This window comes from Pedobacter sp. KH_004 (assembly GCF_057840755.1).
In genome coordinates this window covers 5,149,588-5,170,892 of the sequence record NZ_CM174519.1, presented here as the reverse complement: position 1 = coordinate 5,170,892, position 21,305 = coordinate 5,149,588, and the positions used below count along the sequence as shown (strand labels likewise).

Below are 21,305 nucleotides of genomic sequence, written 5' to 3'. Positions count from 1 at the left end.
TCTCGAAGTGAGATTTTAGAATGTTAGCCTAAATCATAATTTTTTCAAAATCAGTTTCGTTGATAAGCAGTTACGAAAGTTTCGTCTTTTATTTAATCTTTTTATTGGAAAGCTACTAACTCTAACATGCACCCTGCGCATCAGAGTTGGTAACTTTAAAAAACAACAAAAGGATTTGTAAGCTAATCGCCTACCTGCCGCGGGCAGGGCTTATTTATAACTTCCTTTAGAAGAATCAAAGATCACTGTTTGGCTAATACCATTTCCTTATTGTTTCTACTCCATTCACTCCATGAGCCCACATACAATTTAGCAATAGCCAAACCGGCATAATCCATTGCTAAAAGCGTATGGCAAGCAGTAATACCCGAGCCGCAATGAACAATAACATTTTCAGGCTCAACTTTTTCTAAAGCCCGGGTATAATTTTTTCTTAAAACCTCTGGATTTAAAAATCTGCCGTCCGAATCCAAATTTTCTGTAAAAGGAATGTTTATTGCACCTGGAATATGGCCAGCTATCGTATCTATAGGCTCTGTTAAGCCTGCAAAACGATTTACATCCCTTACATCGATTACCAGATGATCATCTGCCTTAGAAACTCTTTCCACTTCACCTATATCAGACAGAGGCAAATTCCATGAACCAACTTCGTATTGACCAACAGCTCTTGGAATCTCAACTTTATTTGTTGTCGGGAAATTTACTTTTACCGCCGCTTGAAAACCTCCATCAATTACCTGAACTTTTTCGTGACCAACAGATCTCAGCATCCACCAGAGTCTGGCAGCAGCATTACCACCGTTTTTATCATCGTAAATGATCACATGACTGTGTTTTGTAATGCCAAGTTTTTGCAACGTATTGGCAAATTGCTCCAAGCCCGGCAATGGATGGCGACCACCTACTGCAAAGTCGCCGATATTAGCTAAATCATCGTTTACATCGACAAAAATTGCACCTGCCAAGTGTTGCTCATCATAACGAACTTTCGAGCCCGCACTAGCATCTACAATTACGATTTCATTCTTTTGATTTAACCAGGTTAAATCTTCGGGCTTGATAATTGGGGAAATTTTGCTCATTTCATTTTTATTTGATACACAATTTTAACCAAAATAAACCTGATAGCAGTGAAAATCTCCCGATTCTTCATCCTACCGTGTGGACGCAAATAATTTTTATTTTTGTTGAAGTCATTTCAAAAAGGTTTTATTGATTGTTTTTCGGATAAGCGGCTGGATTATCGCTGTGGCGAGGTGATCAGTAATTTATTCTTCAAAGGAGTACACTCCATTCGTCAACTTTCCAACACCGGTTCACAGGCCAAGGGCTTCTATAGGTTTTTGAAGAATGAGCGGGTTGAAGAGGAAAGTATTATTTCAGATATTTCATCACGTTGTGGACTGAGCTGTAAAGGAAAGACTGTTCTATGCATTCAAGATCGTACAGAGGTAAATATGTACAATCATCGGAATCGGCTAAAAAGTGATGGTAGTTTAGGGACCACCAATGCCAAGATTGGGGGATTAGGTTTTTTACTTCATCCCTTACTAGTTGTAGATGCCCAGACCTGTATCCCTTACGGGTTTTCCCATATCAGGATATGGAAGAGGCCTGAGGTGCGGATAAACAAGCATATCCGTAACTATGGTAAGCTTCCCATACAGGAGAAAGAATCATACAGTCTGATAAAGATATTGGAAGGGAAAACTGAGAAACAAAAAAATATCCACAAAGGGCAAAGCCTAAAAACGCATGTGTGGACAATAGCAAGATTAGGGGCTGGAAGGGCTATTCAAGTGAAAGACCACCAGGAATAACAACACTATGGATAGGTTTACAGAAATTCTTTGATATAAATATATGATGGAAAATAAATAACCTAGAAACAATCAATAAGATCTTATTGGAATAAGATATAGCAAATTAGCAAAAAGATATCTCCACACGGTAGGAACAAAAATCGGGGAGCCTTGACTTTGTTAAACTTTGTGTCAAGACAAAGTTTAGAGCCACTCGGCGGCGGCGAGCCGAGGCAAGGTCGTGTTAGTGAAAAGGGTCAGGTTGATCGAGATTTATAATCTCGTCCTACCGTATGCTTCTTCTAAAGAGGTTTATTAATATAGCAGTTAATTTTGAGGAATACTTATCCGAAAAGTCCATATTACATTGCTTGGAGCACTGATCTTGTAAACATAAAGTAGACAACTAAGCCTTTCACCATATCCAAAAACTGGTAACTACCTGTTAGTCGAGATTTGTAATCTCGTCTTGCCGTATGCTTGTTCTAATGACAGTTATTGGCTTGGCCACCATGCTATTTGCACCATACTTTCCGGCCTAGGGGATGATCGTATGGGAAACCACCAAAAGCTTTCACTATAAATTTCCTTTACACGAAAAAGCGGCAGCGCGTATCTGCCGAATTAACAAGTAACCTCGGGAATCATCGGCACTTGTGCTACCGTAAAAAGCATTGGTCGGTTTATTCAAGATCAGGGATACTTGTCCCAATTTTACATCAGGTAGTCTTGATTTTTGCTCCACTTTTTATCAAGAAAAAGTAGAAAGCCGCTCGGTGGCAAACCGAGGGAAGCCTTTGCAGCAACCGAAACTCAATCTCGCTGTAAAGAAATAAACTACCAAACAAGAGGAACCCCTATTGATTAGGCGTTATCGGTATACTGGTTTTAAGCCCAATCATCCCCTCTGTATTTTTATTAGCGATATCTCTCGTCCATTTATAATAAACTCCAATATTGATTTTTGCAGCATAATAATAAACTCCCGAAGCAAAACTATAATCATTACCAACAACTAATTTCGTTTGATCATCCTTACTTAAAAGGTTGTAGTCACCAAAAACATTAACAGCGACAGATCTTACTGGTGAAGCCACAACTTCAAATGCCGGTGTGAAAGTATTATACTCTTTGAATATTCCGGTGTAGGCATTCTGGCTCTTTAAGGTCTGCCTAGTGATAGAGCCATTGGTCTGTGTGGTGCTAATGTCATTCACTGTAGTTTTCTTCATCTTGTTAATATTGTTGCCCAAACCATATTGAAGGGAAACATTTGCATAAACAAAATTCAGCCTGTAAGCACTCCAATGTAGTTCCGCTTTATTCCAGTACCAATAAGTATTCAATGTCGCTTTGGCTGTCCAAGGTGTATAATGTGGTTCTGAGAACTGTTTATCAAATGCTTGTGAAGCATCATAAAAACTGTATTTGCTATTTTCATATTTGCCTGTGATACTCACCCACGTAAACCGCTTCATAGTATACACCTTAGCTTGGTCATCACCATTTTTGATTTTCTCGATTGTACTCCTTCTAAAGGTGAAACGATTATCCCAGCTTGTATCATTTTCGTCAGCAATATTAGCCCTTAATGTTTTATAATCTGCACTATAAAACCATCGGCTAGCAGCCCCAGCAATCAATAAATGATAAGTTAGTGAACCCGAAAAAGACGGTAAAGTTTTGCTGTCAAATAGATTAGATAAGTTTGTGGTAGTTCCAACAGAACCTTTCAATTGGAGAATTGATGTACTCGGCTTGTTTAGGCTGAAACCTCCTGCCCCCTCGAGAACAGTTTTTTCACTACTGTAACTCACAGCTATGCCCTCTTGGATACCTACCCCTAATAATTTTGAAAACTCAGTTTTTCTTGCATCGAGAAAGTTAGCTTGCACTTTTTGTTCATTGTTTTGTGCTTTAACTGAAAATGAGTTGAAGCCAATAAAGATTCCAATAGCCAACAACTTTATAATGTAAATATGGTGATGATTTTGGTGCCTCACGGTGCGATTGCCTTGACCGCCTTGGTGATAAAGAATGGAGTACATGAGTGCTGTGTTTTTTAGATGAAAAATAAATTTAGGCATTTATTTTTCAATTCCCATAAGTTGTATAACAAATACCCATTTGTACGTATAAACAAAAAGACGGGTGTATATTCCTGTACACCCTTCCTAAATAAAACAAATAACTTCAACTATTTACCTTTCAGCTCCTTTTAGTCGAGATTTGTAATCTCGTCTTGCCGTATGCTTGTTCTAAGAGGCATATTTAATCTAGTAGTTAATTTAAAGAAATACTTCTCTAGTAAGTCCATCCTACATCCATCAAGAAATAAAATCTAAACAAATTAAATGTCTAAGAAGATTTTAATTCAGGTGCCATATTCTTGGGCAGAATCACCATTTCTATTGTCGTGGTGCTCGCCTACGGTTTGCTCGTTTTACAAAAAATGTGAGTAGTGTTGCACCCGCTCATTCTTCAAAAACCTATAGAAGCCCTTGGCCTGTGAACCGGTGTTGGAAAGTTGACGAATGGAGTGTACTCCTTTGGAGAATAAATTACTGATCACCTCGCCACAGCGATAATCCAGCCGCTTATCCGAAAAACAATCGATAAAACCTTTTTGAAATGACTTCAACAAAAATAAAAATTATTTGCGTCCACACGGTAGGATGAAGAATCGGGAATTGGAACGAATAACAGGACTTTCGCAACGATAAGACACAGAACCTGCTTTAAAAATTAAGATTTAAGCCTTACGAAGCATCGTCCTTAATATCGAACTGTGTTTCCACAACCTTTCCACCGCCGCGTAATTGAGTACTTAACATTTCTTCCTGCTCTCTGCGGTTTTTAACGATGTGTATGGCTGAAAATAATGCCTCGGTAAATGAAGTAGAATCGGCCAAATCTTTACCGGCGATATCATAACCCGTTCCATGATCTGGCGATGTGCGAACGAAATTTAAACCTGCCGTAAAATTTACACCATTGTGGAAAGCCAAAGTTTTAAAGGGAATTAAACCCTGATCGTGGTACATAGCCAACACTGCATCGAATTGTTTGTAGCTTCCATTTCCAAAAAATCCATCGGCAGGGTAAGGACCAAAAACCATTAAGCCTTTATCGTAAGCCTCTTGAATGGCTGGTGTAATAATTTCGGCCTCTTCAGCACCCAATAAACCATTATCACTGGCATGAGGATTTAACCCCAAAACAGCGATTTTTGGTTTTTCGATCCAGAAATCTTTTTTCAAGCTATCATTAATCAGTTTTAATTTACTAATAATTTTCTCTTTAGTAATAGCTGTCGGAACATCCTTAACAGGAATGTGGCCGGTAACTACCCCAACACGTAAATTCTCGCTTATCAAAAACATCAGCACATCTTTACTTCCGCTTTTTTCCTGCAAATATTCGGTATGACCAGGAAACGAAAAGGTTTCTGATTGAATGTTGTGTTTGTTGATCGGAGCCGTAACCAAAGCATCGATGTCGCCCGCAACTAAATCAGCCGTTGCTCTTTCGAGCGATAAAAGCGCATATTTTCCACCTGTTTCAGTTACCTGCCCAAGCTCGATTTTTACATCTTCTTCCCAGCAATTAATCATATTTGCTTTTTTGAGCTGCGCTTGATTAGCATGATTAATAACGTTAAAACTGAAATCGCCCAGATTATTTGCCTTTCTATGGAAAGAGGAAACCTTGGTATGACCATAAACAATTGGTATACAATAATTTAAAATAGCCGGATTTGATAACGTTTTGATGATTACCTCCAAACCTATGCCATTCACGTCGCCTATACTGATACCAATCTTAAGTTTATTGCTCATAATTACTGGAATATTTTAGCGCAAATTACTGATTTTCGTTTAAAGACTTTAAAAAAAATGAAACCGCAAAGAACACGAAGCTATTCTCAAAGAAATATTAAGACTATCTTTGTTAACAATTTTAATTTTTAAAAGTCTCGAATCTCCGGGATTAATGGTATGAGTTTAGTAAAAGCGAAAAAACATTTAGGTCAGCATTTTTTAACCGATAAGGGCATTGCCAACCGTATTGTAGAAAGCTTGGTGAATACTGAAAAGTACAACCAGGTTTTGGAAGTTGGGCCAGGAATGGGAATTTTGTCTGATTTTTTGCTACAACGCGAAGACTTACAAACTTATCTAATCGATATTGACGCTGAATCTTTCCATTTTCTCAATGAAAAATATCCGCAATTGGGCGATCGCTTAATTAATGGAGACTTTTTAAAACTAGATTTCGACGCCATTTTCCCGGATAAATTTGCCATCATCGGGAATTTCCCCTATAATATTTCATCACAAATTCTATTTAAAATTTTAGATAACCGGCATAAAGTGGTAGAAATGGTGGGCATGTTTCAGAAAGAGGTGGCGCAACGTTGTGCTGCGCCAGCAGGCAATAAAGAGTATGGAATTTTGAGTGTTTTTCTTCAGGCTTATTACAAAATCGAATATTTGTTTACCGTAAAACCAGGCACTTTTAATCCACCACCAAAAGTGCACTCTGCAGTGATTCGTTTAACGCGAAATGAAGTTGAAACTTTAGATTGTGATGAAAAACTCTTTTGGCGTGTGGTTAAAGCAGGTTTTAATCAACGTAGAAAGACCTTGCGCAACGCCGTTTCTGCCGTAATGCCAAAAGATAAAATGGACAATCACATCTATTTCGAGAAACGTGCTGAACAGTTAACCGTGGATGATTTTGTAAAGTTAACACAGCATGTAAGCGATTTGATGCAACAAGAGTAAGGTTGGTATGTTATGATTTTTTGTCGCCGTTATCTTCGTACTGGTAATAAGATTGCTGCAACCGCCTTTTAATTTTTGAAATCAAGAAACGTGGCGACAGCACTTTAACGCATTCTCCAAAGCCTAAAATCTCTCTTTCAAGTTCGAAATTTAAAACCACATCAATTCTAAAAGTTGTTGTTTTTTCAGTTTTTGTTAACACCACCTGAGAAGAATGTAAAGGCTTAGTTACTACATAGGGTGCATGATCGTTTGTAAATTCTAAAACTACTTTTTGCGCTCGGTCTCTGTCATTTTTTGTCACTCCGATCAAGTCATCATAATACCGATCGAAATCTACGCCCTGATGAGTTACAAATTCTTCGTTGGGTAATTCCTGAAAATCAATTATTCTATCTAAAGCCAAGTTCAAAATTCCAGGTCTTTTTTTTGCTTTGCAGATTAAAAACCACCTATTTCTGTATTCCTTCAATAAATAAGGATAGTAAATTCCTTGCTGCCCTTGTTGTGCTTTGAATGATTTATATTCAATTAACAACGATCGCTTATTTAAAACTGCCTGATACAATGGAGGAATACACTCTAATCCTTTTACCAACTTATTTCCTTCTAACTGGATGTTATTTCCGCTTTGTTTTGTGCTTTTATAAAGATTATTTTCCAGGCGGGCAATCATATCGCTCATTTCATCGAAATAGTTAAAGGCATTAAATTCTTTTAACACGCCAACAATTTCTTTCATTTTATCAACGTCAGCATTATTTATTGGAGCTTTAGTAATGCTGTAACTCGAGTCCGAATAGGCGTAGAATCGTTTATCTTGAACCACAATGGGCGCATTATAACCTAACTTGTCACTTCGCATTAATTGAATATCGGCTTGTATCGTTCGCTTACTTACACCAGAAGTTATTCCCTCCAATTCGTAAAGCGTGTGTGCAACTTTTTCTATGATATCTTCAAGCGTCCATTTTCGGAAACGATTTTTCAGACAATCGTCAATGGTTTTGTATCGAATGAGCGCTAATTTATTAATGGCCATATTTAGACTTTAATGAACTTTCACAGAAACTATTGAAAATTAATTGTTTAAATATAGCATTATTCAATCTATCTACGCAATACAACTGCGCAATGGGTTAATGACAAAGTAACCAACGAAAATTTTATAATTCATTATCAAACACTTGAGTGTTATTTCTAAAATATTTTCTATTGCGCAAATCTGCTGCGCAGTTGGGTAACAACTTTGTATTGTCGCCCGGCGATAGAGTTCTTTGATTACATATAGAAATAGATATAAAGATATTCCGGTGTAAAAATCGGGATGGCAATATACAGAGGTATCTATCCACAGTTGCGGGTTTTAAATAGCCCCAAAGTATGAGTGCCGTTGCATTTCATATTCTGATAGAGAGGAAAATGTATTGTCTAAACACGTTGTGTGTCGTGGGTTCGAGTCCCACTTTCAGGAAACCGAAATAGCTCAGGGGTAGAGTAACAACACCAAATATGCAGGTTCGAATCCTGCTTCCAAGTGATTGGAATAGCAAAAGGGTAATGCAATGGATTAGGGTTCCATCTAAAAAGAAGAGATACTTTAAACTTCTCAAACCAAAAGTGTTGCGAAATGCGTTCGGCTCAAAAGATTTCATAAATCTCAATAGCAAATTTGCTTTTTGCTTTGCAAGTAAAACGAAAAGGGTGCTGATTTAAAAATCAAATCTTCTAGCTGTAGAAAGCCATATTCAACAGAATATCGCCAAAGCTAAAAGTAGATTTCATTCTTAAAAACAACCAGAAGCAATTTACTTCCGCAGAAAACAAATGAATGTTATCGCAATGCTTTTTAAAAGAATAAACAATTGAATAATTATAAATTTTAAACATCAAAAACATGAGAAAAATAACAATTAACACCAATTATGTTGCATTGGTGTTTAAAAAAGGAGAATTAAAAAGAGTATTAACAGCAGGTAGTTATTGGTTGAGCTTTGGCGAGACCATCACTTTGTACGACATGAGCAAAGATTATGAGTTCTCTGTTGCTGAATTAGATAGGTATTTATTAAATGCCGACTTTGCCAAATTAGTTTATTTGGTAAGCGTAGCTGATAACGAGTTGGCCTTGGTTTATCAAAACAGAAATTTTAAAAACGTTTTAAGAGCGGGCAGATATACCATCTGGAAAGGTTTGTCGGAATACAGCTTTGTTAAAGTCGATATCAGCAAAATAGAAATTGAGGAAAACATCGATAGAAATTTGTTTGAAAAAGTTGCTTTGATCAACTATATCAGGGCCTATAAAATTGAAGCTTACGAAACAGGTTTGTTATTTATTGATGGCAAGTTTGAAAAAGTGTTATTAGCAGGAAACTATGTTTACTGGAAAAATAACATCACTATCCAAGTTTTGAAAACTGATATGAGGCAATTGAACATGGAGATTATCGGTCAAGAGATTTTAACAAAAGACAAAGCGCAATTGAGAATGAACTTTACAGTTCAATACAAAGTGGAGGATGTTGTTAAAGCATTGTTGGTCAATAAAGATTTCGAAAAGCAATTATATATTACTATGCAATTGGCTTTGAGAGAAGCTGTAGGTTTATTAACTTTTGATGAATTGATGGAAAGTAAAAAAAAAATCGGAACATCTGTTTTGGAAAGCACCATTAACAAAGCAGAAGAGTTGGGCGTAAAACTGGCAAATGGTGGTGTAAAAGACATCATTTTATCTGGTGAGATTAAAGATATCATGAACCAAGTTTTGATTGCGGAGAAAAAAGCGCAAGCCAACATGATTACCAGAAGAGAAGAAACTGCATCGACCAGGAGTTTGTTGAATACCGCAAAATTAATGGAAGACAATTCCATGTTGTACAAATTGAAAGAGATGGAATACGTGGAGAAAATTGCAGAGAAAATCAACACCATCAGTTTATCCGGCAGCGGGCAAATTGTTGACCAATTGAAACAAATCTTTGTGAAGTAAATTGGTCTCTCGTCATTGCGAGCTTCGCGAAGCAATCTTACAACTATCGCTAGTTGTTTTAAGTATTCGCTTTAAGATTGCTTCGTACCTCGCAATGACGGATTTACTGTAAAAAAAAATCAATTTTAGAAACCCTCGGCTAGGTGAACGATGCCTGCCGAGGTTTAGTTAGGAATAAAATGAAAACAGAAATAACAGGTAAAACCCTAAAGGCATTAGGTTATACCGAAGGAAAAATATTAGGCTTGGCATTGGAAATCTTGAAGGATAACTTTAAGGACGTGGAAGCTAATGAAGTACAAAAATTATTGAAAAAAGTAAAAAATTATCCAGAGAGCTTTTTGGATGATGAAGTATTAGGTGTTTTAGCAACGGCATTAATTGAAGAAGCCACACCGAAAAATGATGATACAATTGGGCTAGTTGAAAATGCCAAAAGCTATACTGTATTTGGCGAAGCTTATATTGAAGATGGTGCGAAAGAACAAATGAATATTGCTATGAAGTTGCCTGTTACCGAAGCTGGGGCGTTAATGCCAGATGCGCACCAAGGTTATGGTTTGCCAACTGGCGGCGTTTTAGCCACACGAAATGCGATTATTCCTTATGGAGTTGGTGTTGATATCGGTTGCCGAATGGCTTTGAGTATTTTCGATATTCCGGAGAAATATTATTTCGGGAAGGATGCGGTGTACAAACGAGAATTAATTGCACATACTAAATTTGGCGCTGGGCAAAATTATAAAGGAGATGAAAGAGCAGACCATGAGGTTTTAGAAAACGAAGATTTTAATGCTACGCCTTTCTTAAAAAACTTACACGGCAAAGCTTGGGCGCAATTGGGAACTTCGGGTGGCGGTAATCATTTTGTAGAATGGGGAATTATAGATTTTGCAGAGCGAGATGAGGTTTTAAACATCGATAAGGGACGTTACGTGGCTTTGTTAACTCACTCTGGTTCTCGTGGATTTGGCGCAACTATAGCGGGTCATTATACCAAACTGGCTAAAGACATTTGCAAGTTGCCTAGAGAAGCTGTAAATCTTGCCTATTTAGATCTGAACACAGCTGAAGGCCAAGAATATTGGATTGCCATGAACTTAGCCGGCGATTATGCTTCCGCTTGTCATGAGGTAATCCATAAAAGATTGACCAAGGCCATTGGCGCTAAAGTTTTAGCGAAGGTAGAAAATCATCATAATTTTGCATGGAAAGAAACCCTCAATGGCGAGGAAGTTATCGTTCATAGAAAAGGAGCAACGCCAGCGGGCGAAGGTGTGATGGGTATTATTCCCGGAAGCATGACAGCACCAGGGTTTTTAGTTAGGGGAAAAGGTGAAACAAGTTCAATCAATTCAGCTTCTCATGGCGCAGGACGATTGATGAGCCGTACAAAAGCCATTCAGTCGATTACCAAATCTGACATGAAAGCAATTTTAAAAGACCACAATGTAACGTTAATCGGTGCAGGTTTAGATGAGGCGCCAATGGCTTATAAAGACATCAATAAAGTAATGGCCGCACAAACTGATTTAGTTGATGTGATTGCGAAGTTTGAACCAAAAATGGTGCGCATGGCGGATGATGGAAGTCGGGAAGATTGATTTTAGGAGGAATGAATCCAAAGTTGTCAGTCAGGCATTTATAAAACCGCCCTATTCTCAATAAATGAAAATAGGGCGTTTATTTTTTTTATATTTTTCTGCTACAACATCACACTAAATATTTGCGTTCTGTAGCGGATAAAATTCAATAATATTATTCATTTTTTTGTCTTTCGCTTTCCCTGTCGGGTTAGAGACATTCAAAATACTAATGTACTTTACCGGATCGCCATTTGATTCGTACACAACCACCTCCGAGTAATTCTGCTCATTGATTAATGATGGATCATCACTCAAAACCGCAAAATTTTTATTATTTAATTCATTCAAGATTAAATTTTTATCATGTACCAAAGGAATTCGGTTCTGTAATTTACGTTTTTTCATCCATTGATCGTTTATTTCCGAATAAGGTTTACCCACCTGACCATTGAAAACAGTAAATATGATTCCACCTATAATCACAATAAACTCTCCTGCCCAGATCAACCATAAGACCAGACCGCTTACCGTACCCATGCTCTTGATCTGAAAAGAACCTACTGCATTTAGGTTTACAATTTCTTGAAAAAGTATGTGAGGATGCGTGAACAGAAAAAAGAAATCGCTAGCTAAAATTTTTAAATCAGCGCTGGTCAAATTAAAGGTGAATCCTTTAGCGCTGTAAATTAATGCATCGAAAAAAACCCATTGAACATAGAAGGCCAGTAATCCGCAAAAAATCGCGATGGATACAACTATTTTTTTATTTCGGAGTTTGCCGATTTTTACGCCAAAATCAATACAAAAACCTAAGCTGATACCAAGAAGTAGCGCAATGATAGCGATAAACCAGATGTTAGGAATTAGCCTTCCAAGGATAATATAGAGGAGCGGTAAGATGAAAGCTGATAAAATACCAATGACAAGAGTGATAAGGATTGCTGAGGGCGAAGCATATCCCTGAGGAGTGTATTTGTTTTCCATAAAAGCGTTTAGATGAGATTTTTTATTTGAACACCCGAGCCAACTAATTGTTTGCCCGGGTGTTCAAATGTTTTATTTTAACTTGCTTAAAGCTGTTTTAATCCGGGGTAGCATGTCTTTTATATCCTGCAGGGTGCAAGCACCAACCGATGCCCTGAACCAAGGCATGCTGTGTTCGTTTCCAAAGGCTGAAAATGGAACCAATGCGGCTCCAGCCTCTTTAATTAAGTAGAAGTTTACATCCGCACTATCCTTTAAAAGCTGACCATCTTCAGTGGTTTTTCCGATGTAGTCGATTTTAATGGTGAGATAAATTGCACCCATTGGCTCAACCGCATCAACATTAAAACCTTCGTTTTTCAATTCATTAAAGCCATTGTAAAGCGAATTTAAGCTATCTTGAATTTGACCTTTAAAACTGGTTAAAAATGTATCGACCTGCGTTTTATCATTAAAATAATTAGACATTGCAACCTGCTCGGCTTTTGGTGCCCAAGCACCCATGTGCCCAACCAATGCCTTCATTCTGTTAACAATATCTTCAGGGCCAAAACCCCAACCTACACGCACACCTGTTGCAGCTAAACATTTCGAAGAACCATCTACGAAAACCGTAAATTCACGCATTGCCGGGCGTAATGAAACCGGATTTACATGTTCCTTGCCAAAAGTTAAAAGTGAATAAATCTGATCGTACATTAAATACAATGGTTTTTCATCCGCTCCGCGTGATGCATTTTCTTCTAAAATAACATCACATATCTCCGCTAAAGAATCCGCATCAAACATGGTTCCTGTCGGATTCAATGGCGAACAAAGGGCTAATAATGTTGCACCTTTTAAATGTGGTTTCAATTGTCCTGCAGTTGGCATAAAGTTATGCGCTGCATCAGTTTCTACCGCAATGGCCTTCGCCGATGTTAAGTGACAGTAGTGATTGTTATTCCATGAAGGTGCAGGGAAAACAACTGTATCACCTGGATCTATCAAAGCTAAATAAGTAGCATAAATCAATGGTCGAGAGCCGCCTGAAACCAGAATACTATTGGTGTTGTACTCCAAACCGAATCTATCTTTCAATAGTTCAGAAACGGTTTGTCTCAATGGCAAAACACCGTCGGCAGGCGGGTAATTTGTTTGATTTGCATGATAGGCATCTACGATTCCGGCTTTTAATTCCGCTGGAATGGGATAGATGTTTGAATCAAAATCGCCGATGGTTAGATTGGCGATTGAAGCGCCTTTGCGTTTCATTTCATTAACCTCGTTACCAATTTTTATAATTTCTGAGCCTATTAATGAACTGGCTAATACTGAAACTTTCATATATTTGAATTGATTGCTGACATCAGCAAATTATAATGCTTTTATTATATTTTGGAGTTCTTTTTTATCAATACTACTTTCTTCTGATTTGTCATAAAGAGTCAACATATTGATAACAATTCCATTTAGGTTGTTTGATACTAAATAAGTTATTATCCTAAAACCTCCACTTTTGCCCTTACTTTACTTTTAACAGCTAGACGAACTTTGAAAAGACCGCCACCCAAATCGTTCCCTTGTTGAGGGTTCTTCGAAAGACTTTCTTCTAAACTGTAAAGGTCTTCTACTAACGATTGGTGCTTCTTCTTATAGATTTTTGCTTTTTTGATGAAAACTGCAGAATAGATAATGTTGGTAACCACTAAATATCCTTTAAGGACAAAGATTTGCGATCACCTTGCTGCATCTCTTTAATTTCTTTTAAAGCTTGTGCGATTTCTTGAGTAATTTGACTTGTTGGTTCTGCTTTGACCTTAGCGCCAATCTTGCTAAGAAATTCTTTCACGAATCCAGCATCTTTATCTTTAATTTCAATTGTTAAAGTCGTCATATTTACAAAATTAGCAAAAATTATTTAACCAAATCTTCTATTGCTTTATTCACTTTCTCAAAGCCAAATTGTGACAAAACTGCCTGCATTCCTGCAGAAATTTGCTCATTACAAAGATTGCCGATACTTCCTTCGTGTGTATGATTTATTTGGCCCGATGGTGCAAAAGTACCATTTTCTATCTGCTCGCCAACTATTTTGTAGGCTTCTCTAAAAGGAACCCCTTGCAACGCCAAGTCGTTAACCACCTCAACACTAAACAAGTAATCATATTTCTTATCCTGTAAAATATCATCCTTTATGGTGATGTTCTGGAACATGAAGGTCGCAATTTCCAAACATTCGTTTAATGAGGTAATCGCTGGAAATAGATTTTCTTTCAACAACTGTAAATCGCGATGATAGCCAGATGGAAGATTGGTAATCATCATTGCAATCTCGTTTGGCAACGCCTGTATTTTATTGCAACGTGAGCGAATCAATTCAAAAACATCAGGATTTTTCTTATGTGGCATAATACTCGAACCGGTTGTCAGTTCAGGAGGGAAGCTGATAAATCCAAAATTCTGGTTGATAAACAGACAAATATCCATCGCCATTTTGGCTAGCGTTGCGGCAACAGCGCTCATTGCCTGCGCTAAAATCCTTTCCGTTTTCCCTCTACCCATTTGTGCATAAACCACATTGTAATTTAAGCTTTCAAAACCTAGTAATTCGGTGGTTAATGTTCTGTTTAAAGGAAATGATGATCCATAACCTGCTGCAGAACCTAAAGGATTTTTATTGGTGATTTTCCATGCAGCAAGCATCAATTCCATATCATCGGCAAGGCTTTCGGCATAAGCACCAAACCATAAACCAAAAGATGACGGCATCGCGATTTGCAAATGCGTATAACCTGGCATCAACTTATCCCTGTGAGTATTGCTTAATTTGATGAGCAGATTAAACAAGGTTGATGTTTGGTTAACCATATCTTCAATGCAGGCACGGAAAAACAACTTCAAATCAACCAAAACCTGATCGTTACGCGAACGGCCACTGTGTATCTTTTTGCCCGCTTCGCCGATACGTTGCGTTAGCAACCATTCTACCTGCGAATGCACATCCTCAACGGTAGCTTCAATAGTAAAATTCCCGGTTTCAATTTCAGCGTAAATATTTTTAAGTTCCTGTTGAACCGTTTTCAATTCTTCAGCGGTAAGCAGGTTAATAGTTTCCAACATTTGTGTATGCGCTAAAGAGCCCAAAACATCAAACTTTGCCATTTGCAAATCCAATTCGCGGTCTTTACCAACCGTAAAAGTTTCCACGAATTTATTTACATCTATATTTTTTTGCCAAATTTTCATAATCAAACTTCGTCATTGCGAGGCACGAAGCAATCCCCTTTGTATGAAACTAAAAACACCTTACGATTCCTCTGCAATTAAGATTGCTTCGTGCCTCGCAGTGACGGATCTAGTGTATCACTGGTTTCAACATATTTACATATCCTTCAACACCTTCAGCAACCTCTCTAACGTATAAAAACTCATCTGCCATGTGCGAGCGACCAGAAAACCCCGGTCCACATTTTACTGATGGGATATCTAATAGCGCTTGATCTGATGTGGTTGGCGAGCCATAAGTGGTTTTGCCCAAAGCAATACCAGCTTGAACTACCGGGTGGTTTTTATCTATCGACGATGGTTTCAAACGAATGGAACGAGGTGTAACATCGCAATCTACATTTGCTCTGATGATTTCTAAAACTTCCTCATTTGTGTAAGCATCGGTTACGCGAACATCAACTGTAAAAGTACAATTTGCCGGCACCACATTGTGCTGAGAACCTGCATTGATAATGGTAACCGTCATTTTCAGCGGACCGAAAACTTCCGATACTTTAGGAAACTGATAATTCCTGAACCACTCAATATCTTTCAGCGCTTTGTAAATTGCGTTTTCTCCCTCTTCCCTAGCAGCGTGACCAGCTTTACCATGAGAAACGCAATCGATTACCAACAACCCTCGTTCTGCAATGGCTAAATTCATTTCTGTTGGCTCTCCAACAATCCCAAATTCTAACTCACCTAAATCGGGTAAAACCAGTTCCAAGCCATTATTACCAGAAATTTCTTCTTCTGCCGTTGCGGCCAAACAGATGTTATATTTTAAATTCTCCTGCTCGTAATAATACAAAAACGTACCAATTAACGAAACCAGGCACCCACCAGCGTCATTACTTCCTAAGCCGAATAATTTATCGCCTTCAATGGCAGCATCATAAGGGTCACGAGTATAGCCCGAGTTTGGTTTAACGGTATCATGATGCGAGTTCAGTAACACCGTAGGTTTACTTGCATCAAAATACTTATTATAAGCCCAAACGTTATTCATTTTGCGTTGGGTTTTAATTCCTCGCTCTTCTAAAAATTGAGCAATTAAATTCGCTGTTCTGTCTTCTTCTTTGCTAAAAGACTGAATGCGGATTAACTGTCGCAACAAATCCAGACTTTCTTTTTGTATATTTTCTAACCACATAGTATCAAGTATTTAGTATTAAGTATCAAGATGTGGAGCCTAAACCCTAAACCTTTTACCATACACCTTTAACCTTCTTTAGTGTACAAATTTCCAGCTTTTAAAGCCGATAATTTTATACCTTTTATTAATGATGAACTAAAGCCATTATGCTCCATTTCGTTTAAGCCCGCAATAGTACAACCTTTCGGCGAAGTTACTTTATCTATTTCTGATTCTGGGTGTGTGCCATGTAATAACAGCAAATCAGCTGCTCCCTTAGCTGTTTGCACCGCCATTTTAAGTGCTTCATCTGCATGGAAACCAATTTCGACCCCACCTTGGGATGCGGCTCTTATTGCTCTTAAAAAGAACGCAATACCACAAGCACAAAGCGCCGTTGCCGAAGTCATTAAATCTTCGTTAATCTTCACAACAGAACCAACCGTTTCAAACATTTTGGTTACCTCGGCAATATTTTCGGCAGATGCGTTGTCGCTAGCCATACAAGTCATGGATTGCCCGATGGCAATGGCTGTATTTGGCATTACCCGAATCACCTCTATATCGTCGCCCAATTTTTCTCTAACCGCAGCACAACTCACACCCGAAATCACCGAAATTACAAGGTGTTTAGCTGAATTTATCGAGGACTTGATTTCGTCTAAAACCGTATTTAACTGTTGAGGCAAAACGGCAAGAATTACAACATCTGCACTTGCAACCGCTTGGTTATTATCGTTTGAAACTTCAAAGCCTGCTGAGGCGAAAGACTGCAAGTGGTCGATATTTCTTCTGGTAAGCGTTATGTCGCCAGCTTTAGCGAAGTCGGCTTTGACCAAGCCTTTTGCTAAAGATAACCCGATATTTCCGCTACCAATTATGGCTATTTTTTTCATGTGGTTCGTTTTATTTGGTCCAGTTACTTAAACTGATTTTTATATTTCTTGAAAAGCAATTGCAGTTCTTCAATTAATGTCAGTCCTGCTATTCACTTCTCCCGATGAAAAATCGGGACCCGTTTCTATCAGGTTTATTTCACATCCGTCATTGCAAGGTACGAAGCAATCCTAATGCACTATACTAATAGCTATAGCTTTAAGATTGCTTCGTACCTCGCAATGACGAAACTTAACCTCCCCTTTTTAGCGGATTTAGAGGTTCATTTTCGTCCCGAAAGTCCCATTCGCAAGTTCTCCCAATTCATTAGCTTTCCCTATATAAACCGCAGACACACCTTTTTTGATCGCCTCAAAAGCATTGTGCAATTTCGGAATCATTCCACCCTGTACTGTTCCGTCAGCTTTTAAACCCTCAAATTCATCCGCTTTGATTTCTCTGACAACTGAATCATCATCATTTACATCTTTCAAAACGCCCTTTTTTTCAAAGCAATATACCAAACGCGTTTCATATAAAGCCGACATTGCAACTGCAACAGCTGAGGCAATGGTATCCGCATTGGTATTTAATAACTGTGTATCTCCATCGTGTGTAATTGCACATAAAACCGGCGTTAATCCAGCTTTTAACAAACTATCCAATGTAGTTGCAGAAACAGAATTTTCATCTAAATCGCCAACAAAGCCATAATCGATAACTTCTCCAGCTAATGGGCCCGGAGCTGCTCCATGTGTTTTTGTAACTACAGGACGCTTTTTAGCTTTGATGATGTTGCCATCCGCTCCCGATAATCCAATTGCATTGCTGCCCTTAGCTTGTAATTGGGCTACCATATTTTTATTGATCAACCCTGCATAAACCATCGTAACGATCCGCAAAGTTTCAATATCTGTAATCCGACGGCCTTCAACCATTTTAGCTTCAATGCCTAAGCTTTCGCCCAGTTCGGTTGCAATTTTGCCCCCACCATGAACCAAAATTTTATCTCCAGGTAAGGCTGTAAAATCTAATAAAAACTGATGCAGATTCGCCGAATTATCAATTACATTTCCGCCTATTTTTATGATGGTAAGTTGTTTCATATATGTGTTATGAGTTGTGGGTTGCCAGTTACATGTTTAGGCACTTAGACCGGCAACATGTAACCGGCAACTCACAACAGATTATTTCATTTCTTCCAACATCGCTTTAATTACCGCTTGCGCTGCCCATAAACGATTACCTGCTTCATGAATTACCAATGAATTTGGTCCATCTAAAATCTCAGAAGATAATTCCAAATCGCGACGAACAGGCAAACAGTGCATTACTTTGGCGTCGTTAGTGAACTTCAGTTTTTCATTGTTCATCATCCAGCCATCAGGATAAGTTAAAACTTTACCATATTCTTTATAACTACTCCAGTTTTTCACATAAACATAGTCAGCGCCAGCCAAAGCTTCTTCTATGTTATATTGAATTTCTGCACCAGGCGTAAATTCTTCGGCCAATTCGTATCCTTCTGGCTGTGCTATGGTGAAATCAATCATTCCCTCTGCTTGTGCCTTGCACATCCATTCTGCAAATGAATTGGGAACAGCCTGAGGCAATGCCTTCACATGAGGTGCCCAAGCCAAAACTACCTTTGGTTTACGTCCATCTGGTTTTTTATTCCAGGTTTCATGGATGGTAATGATATCTGCGAAACTTTGTAACGGGTGACGCGTAGCACTTTCTAAACTCACTACAGGTACAGCGCAGTATTTTACAAACTTGTTAAAAAAGTCTTCGCTATAATCTTCCTCGCGATTGGTTAATTTCGGAAAAGAACGCAAGCCTAAAATATCGCAATATTGACCCATCACGGCTGCCGCTTCACGGATATGTTCGACAGTAGAACCGTTCATTACCACACCATCCTGTGTTTCTAAAGCCCAACCTTCTTTATCCAAATTCATCACCATCACGTTCATACCCAAATTTAAGGCAGCCTTTTGGGTGCTTAAACGTGTACGCAAACTTGGGTTCATAAAAACCAATCCTAAAGTTTTGTTTTTACCCAAGCTTTGATGGGCATAAGGATTTGCCTTTAATTCAAGTGCATCTTTTACAAATTGTTTGATGCTCGGAACATCGTGTACGGAAGTAAATAACTTCATATTTTTTAGGGTTTAAGGTTTGAGGTATAGGGTTTAAGGTTTTCCTGCACCACCTCTTAAAAATTTCAAAAACGAAGTTAGTTTGCACCCACTTCGTCTTCGTCCGTCATTGCGAGGTACGAAGCAATCTTAAAGCAATTGCTAAGTATTTTTAGCGATGTAAGATTGCTTCGTACCTCGCAATGACGAGTGTATTATTTCACCAACTTGGTAAACGCCGCTAAAAACTCGTCAGCATTTTCTTTTGTTAAATTCAAAGCTGGCAACAAACGAATTACGTTTGGCTTGGCTTCGCCGGTGAAAATATGATGTGTAAATAATAATTCTTTTTTAACGTGGGCAAGTGCTTCTGGTAATTCAATTCCAATCATCAACCCACGACCACGAACTTCTACAACTTGCTCGAATTTCTTTAGTTCGGTAATTAAATAATTTCCAATCTCCTGGGCATTCTCGATTAGATTGTCTCTTTCCATCACCTCCAAAACAGCTAAACCTGCAGCACAAGCCAGGTGATTGCCGCCAAAAGTGGTTCCCAATTCTCCATGCCAAGGTTTAAATTTCGGCGCAATGGAGATTCCTGCTACTGGAAATCCGTTACCCATTCCTTTCGCCATCGTGTAAACATCTGCTTCAACGCCCGAATAATCATGCGAATAAAACAATCCTGTTCTACCATAACCGCACTGAACTGAATCGGCGATATAAACTGAATTGTACTCATCGCAAAGAGAACGGATTTTCTGCAGGAAACTTTTTGAGGCTTCCTTAATTCCGCCAACACCTTGAATACCTTCAATAATTACAGCCGAAATTTCATCGCCCTGCGCTTTAAAAGTTTCTTCAAGTGCAACCTCATTATTAAAAGGCAAAAATATGACATTCTCGGTTTGATTAACAGGCGCCACAATTTTCGGATTATCAGTTACCGCCACTGCCAAAGAGGTACGTCCGTGGAAAGCGCCAGTGAAAGCAATCACTTTTTTTCTACCATTATAAAACGAGGCAAGTTTCAAGGCATTTTCATTGGCTTCTGCACCAGAATTAACCAAAAACAACTGGAAATCTTTTTTGCCTGAAACCTGGCCTAATTTCTCAGCCAATTGAGTTTGCAAAGGGATTTTAACCGAATTAGAGTAAAAACCAACTTTGTTTAATTGATCAGTTAAGCGACTTACATAATGCGGATTGGTATGTCCAATTGAAATCACTGCGTGACCTCCGTATAAATCTAAATATTTTTGTTCGTTAGCATCCCAAACATTGCTGCCAGATGCTTTTGCAATTTCTATATCATTAAGAGGGTAAACGTCGAATAGTTGCATGTTGCTGTATTATAAGTTATACGTTTTAAGTTATAGGTTTGGGTGCTTAGCTCTCACCTGGAGATTAAATTAATAAGCATTGCCTTAACTTCATTAATACTATTAGATTAAGTTGTGAACAGTTCTTCAGTTAGCTAATCTAAATTTCTTGATCAAATCAAAAAGTATTCAGTTTCATTAGCCGAACCTAAAGAAATCTTTAAAAAATTAGCCAAGCCTGCTTGTGAATTTTTACCACGACCTTCGGCAATATTTGCTCGTATTGATGCCGATGCCCGCCGAAGTTGATTGGTTAAACTATAAATATCTTCCTTTAGAAACCTGGCGCTTGTTTTATAAATACTCAGTGTAAGCTGATGAGCTTTCTCCCAAACCTTTAATTCTTTAAAATTTTGCATACA

General features: G+C 38.2%; 20 protein-coding genes. 4 read left to right on the top strand and 16 right to left on the bottom strand.

The annotated features are described in order from the left end of the window. Window positions 1–242: 242 nt before the first annotated feature. Entirely contained in the window at window positions 243–1,085 is an 843-nt protein-coding gene (locus tag AC3ITD_RS22275) for a sulfurtransferase (RefSeq protein WP_489362851.1), read from the bottom strand. Window positions 1,086–1,187: 102 nt separating this feature from the next. On the opposite strand from AC3ITD_RS22275, the gene AC3ITD_RS22270 reads away from it, so the two are divergent. After that, a complete protein-coding gene (locus tag AC3ITD_RS22270; RefSeq protein WP_489362850.1) occupies window positions 1,188–1,823 on the top strand; it encodes a transposase DNA-binding-containing protein in 636 nt (211 codons plus the stop codon). A gap of 839 nt (window positions 1,824–2,662) precedes the next feature. On the opposite strand, the gene AC3ITD_RS22265 is transcribed toward AC3ITD_RS22270, so the two are convergent. The 3 genes from AC3ITD_RS22265 to pdxA form a co-directional block, all read right to left on the bottom strand. Next, entirely contained in the window at window positions 2,663–3,853 is a 1,191-nt protein-coding gene (locus AC3ITD_RS22265) for a hypothetical protein (protein WP_489362849.1), read from the bottom strand. 395 nt (window positions 3,854–4,248) lie between these two features. Further along, window positions 4,249–4,446: a transposase DNA-binding-containing protein gene (locus AC3ITD_RS22260; protein WP_489366729.1), complete on the bottom strand. Its 198-nt coding sequence runs from the start codon at window positions 4,444–4,446 to the stop codon at window positions 4,249–4,251. Between the two features lie 118 nt (window positions 4,447–4,564). After that, entirely contained in the window at window positions 4,565–5,644 is a 1,080-nt protein-coding gene (pdxA, locus tag AC3ITD_RS22255; protein ID WP_265799443.1) for a 4-hydroxythreonine-4-phosphate dehydrogenase PdxA, read from the bottom strand. A gap of 159 nt (window positions 5,645–5,803) precedes the next feature. Between pdxA and rsmA the strand changes: the two genes are divergently transcribed. Further along, a complete protein-coding gene (gene rsmA, locus AC3ITD_RS22250) occupies window positions 5,804–6,592 on the top strand; it encodes a 16S rRNA (adenine(1518)-N(6)/adenine(1519)-N(6))-dimethyltransferase RsmA (RefSeq protein WP_489362848.1) in 789 nt (262 codons plus the stop codon). Window positions 6,593–6,602: 10 nt separating this feature from the next. Here rsmA and AC3ITD_RS22245 read toward each other — a convergent pair whose 3' ends face one another. Beyond that, entirely contained in the window at window positions 6,603–7,634 is a 1,032-nt protein-coding gene (locus tag AC3ITD_RS22245; protein ID WP_489362847.1) for a helix-turn-helix transcriptional regulator, read from the bottom strand. 855 nt (window positions 7,635–8,489) lie between these two features. Between AC3ITD_RS22245 and AC3ITD_RS22240 the strand changes: the two genes are divergently transcribed. After that, window positions 8,490–9,587, top strand: coding sequence for a slipin family protein (locus tag AC3ITD_RS22240; protein WP_489362846.1), 1,098 nt, complete (start codon window positions 8,490–8,492; stop codon window positions 9,585–9,587). Window positions 9,588–9,766: 179 nt separating this feature from the next. Beyond that, the gene (locus AC3ITD_RS22235; protein WP_489362845.1) at window positions 9,767–11,191 is read left to right on the top strand and encodes an RtcB family protein; all 1,425 of its coding nucleotides are present in this window, start codon (window positions 9,767–9,769) and stop codon (window positions 11,189–11,191) included. Between the two features lie 114 nt (window positions 11,192–11,305). Here the strand turns inward: AC3ITD_RS22235 and AC3ITD_RS22230 are convergent, their stop codons facing one another. The 11 genes from AC3ITD_RS22230 to AC3ITD_RS22180 form a co-directional block, all read right to left on the bottom strand. Next, complete coding sequence (locus AC3ITD_RS22230) at window positions 11,306–12,157, bottom strand: hypothetical protein (RefSeq protein ID WP_489362844.1); 852 nt, start codon at window positions 12,155–12,157, stop codon at window positions 11,306–11,308. A gap of 72 nt (window positions 12,158–12,229) precedes the next feature. After that, on the bottom strand, window positions 12,230–13,483 hold the full coding sequence (locus tag AC3ITD_RS22225; protein WP_489362843.1) for a pyridoxal phosphate-dependent aminotransferase: 1,254 nt from the start codon (window positions 13,481–13,483) through the stop codon (window positions 12,230–12,232). Between the two features lie 152 nt (window positions 13,484–13,635). Next, window positions 13,636–13,845: a hypothetical protein gene (locus AC3ITD_RS22220; RefSeq protein ID WP_265799450.1), complete on the bottom strand. Its 210-nt coding sequence runs from the start codon at window positions 13,843–13,845 to the stop codon at window positions 13,636–13,638. Further along, entirely contained in the window at window positions 13,845–14,033 is a 189-nt protein-coding gene (locus AC3ITD_RS22215; RefSeq protein ID WP_265799451.1) for a hypothetical protein, read from the bottom strand. The genes AC3ITD_RS22220 and AC3ITD_RS22215 overlap by 1 nt, the downstream gene beginning before the upstream one ends. Before the next feature lie 20 nt (window positions 14,034–14,053). Further along, window positions 14,054–15,385 carry an argininosuccinate lyase gene (gene argH, locus AC3ITD_RS22210; RefSeq protein WP_489362842.1) on the bottom strand — a complete coding sequence of 444 codons (1,332 nt, stop codon included), beginning with the start codon at window positions 15,383–15,385 and terminating at the stop codon, window positions 14,054–14,056. A 109-nt stretch (window positions 15,386–15,494) separates the two neighbouring features. Continuing rightward, entirely contained in the window at window positions 15,495–16,559 is a 1,065-nt protein-coding gene (locus AC3ITD_RS22205) for a M20 family metallo-hydrolase (protein ID WP_489362841.1), read from the bottom strand. Window positions 16,560–16,627: 68 nt separating this feature from the next. After that, a complete protein-coding gene (proC, locus tag AC3ITD_RS22200) occupies window positions 16,628–17,437 on the bottom strand; it encodes a pyrroline-5-carboxylate reductase (RefSeq protein WP_265799454.1) in 810 nt (269 codons plus the stop codon). Between the two features lie 255 nt (window positions 17,438–17,692). Next, window positions 17,693–18,523: an acetylglutamate kinase gene (gene argB, locus AC3ITD_RS22195; protein ID WP_489362840.1), complete on the bottom strand. Its 831-nt coding sequence runs from the start codon at window positions 18,521–18,523 to the stop codon at window positions 17,693–17,695. 81 nt (window positions 18,524–18,604) lie between these two features. Then, entirely contained in the window at window positions 18,605–19,579 is a 975-nt protein-coding gene (locus tag AC3ITD_RS22190; RefSeq protein WP_489362839.1) for a Rossmann-fold NAD(P)-binding domain-containing protein, read from the bottom strand. A 194-nt stretch (window positions 19,580–19,773) separates the two neighbouring features. Further along, the gene (locus AC3ITD_RS22185) at window positions 19,774–20,904 is read right to left on the bottom strand and encodes an aspartate aminotransferase family protein (RefSeq protein WP_489362838.1); all 1,131 of its coding nucleotides are present in this window, start codon (window positions 20,902–20,904) and stop codon (window positions 19,774–19,776) included. A 152-nt stretch (window positions 20,905–21,056) separates the two neighbouring features. Continuing rightward, complete coding sequence (locus AC3ITD_RS22180; protein ID WP_489362837.1) at window positions 21,057–21,302, bottom strand: four helix bundle protein; 246 nt, start codon at window positions 21,300–21,302, stop codon at window positions 21,057–21,059. Window positions 21,303–21,305: the final 3 nt, after the last annotated feature.

Bases quoted from the DNA above. Each gene is read 5' to 3' on its own strand.
- AC3ITD_RS22275 (WP_489362851.1), bottom strand. From the start codon at position 1,085: ATGAGCAAAATTTCCCCAATTATCAAGCCCGAAGATTTAACCTGGTTA.
- AC3ITD_RS22265 (WP_489362849.1), bottom strand. From the start codon at position 3,853: ATGTACTCCATTCTTTATCACCAAGGCGGTCAAGGCAATCGCACCGTG.
- pdxA (WP_265799443.1), bottom strand. From the start codon at position 5,644: ATGAGCAATAAACTTAAGATTGGTATCAGTATAGGCGACGTGAATGGC.
- rsmA (WP_489362848.1), top strand. From the start codon at position 5,804: ATGAGTTTAGTAAAAGCGAAAAAACATTTAGGTCAGCATTTTTTAACC.
- AC3ITD_RS22245 (WP_489362847.1), bottom strand. From the start codon at position 7,634: ATGGCCATTAATAAATTAGCGCTCATTCGATACAAAACCATTGACGAT.
- AC3ITD_RS22240 (WP_489362846.1), top strand. From the start codon at position 8,490: ATGAGAAAAATAACAATTAACACCAATTATGTTGCATTGGTGTTTAAA.
- AC3ITD_RS22235 (WP_489362845.1), top strand. From the start codon at position 9,767: ATGAAAACAGAAATAACAGGTAAAACCCTAAAGGCATTAGGTTATACC.
- AC3ITD_RS22230 (WP_489362844.1), bottom strand. From the start codon at position 12,157: ATGGAAAACAAATACACTCCTCAGGGATATGCTTCGCCCTCAGCAATC.
- AC3ITD_RS22225 (WP_489362843.1), bottom strand. From the start codon at position 13,483: ATGAAAGTTTCAGTATTAGCCAGTTCATTAATAGGCTCAGAAATTATA.
- AC3ITD_RS22215 (WP_265799451.1), bottom strand. From the start codon at position 14,033: ATGACGACTTTAACAATTGAAATTAAAGATAAAGATGCTGGATTCGTG.
- argH (WP_489362842.1), bottom strand. From the start codon at position 15,385: ATGAAAATTTGGCAAAAAAATATAGATGTAAATAAATTCGTGGAAACT.
- AC3ITD_RS22205 (WP_489362841.1), bottom strand. From the start codon at position 16,559: ATGTGGTTAGAAAATATACAAAAAGAAAGTCTGGATTTGTTGCGACAG.
- proC (WP_265799454.1), bottom strand. From the start codon at position 17,437: ATGAAAAAAATAGCCATAATTGGTAGCGGAAATATCGGGTTATCTTTA.
- argB (WP_489362840.1), bottom strand. From the start codon at position 18,523: ATGAAACAACTTACCATCATAAAAATAGGCGGAAATGTAATTGATAAT.
- AC3ITD_RS22190 (WP_489362839.1), bottom strand. From the start codon at position 19,579: ATGAAGTTATTTACTTCCGTACACGATGTTCCGAGCATCAAACAATTT.
- AC3ITD_RS22185 (WP_489362838.1), bottom strand. From the start codon at position 20,904: ATGCAACTATTCGACGTTTACCCTCTTAATGATATAGAAATTGCAAAA.
- AC3ITD_RS22180 (WP_489362837.1), bottom strand. From the start codon at position 21,302: ATGCAAAATTTTAAAGAATTAAAGGTTTGGGAGAAAGCTCATCAGCTT.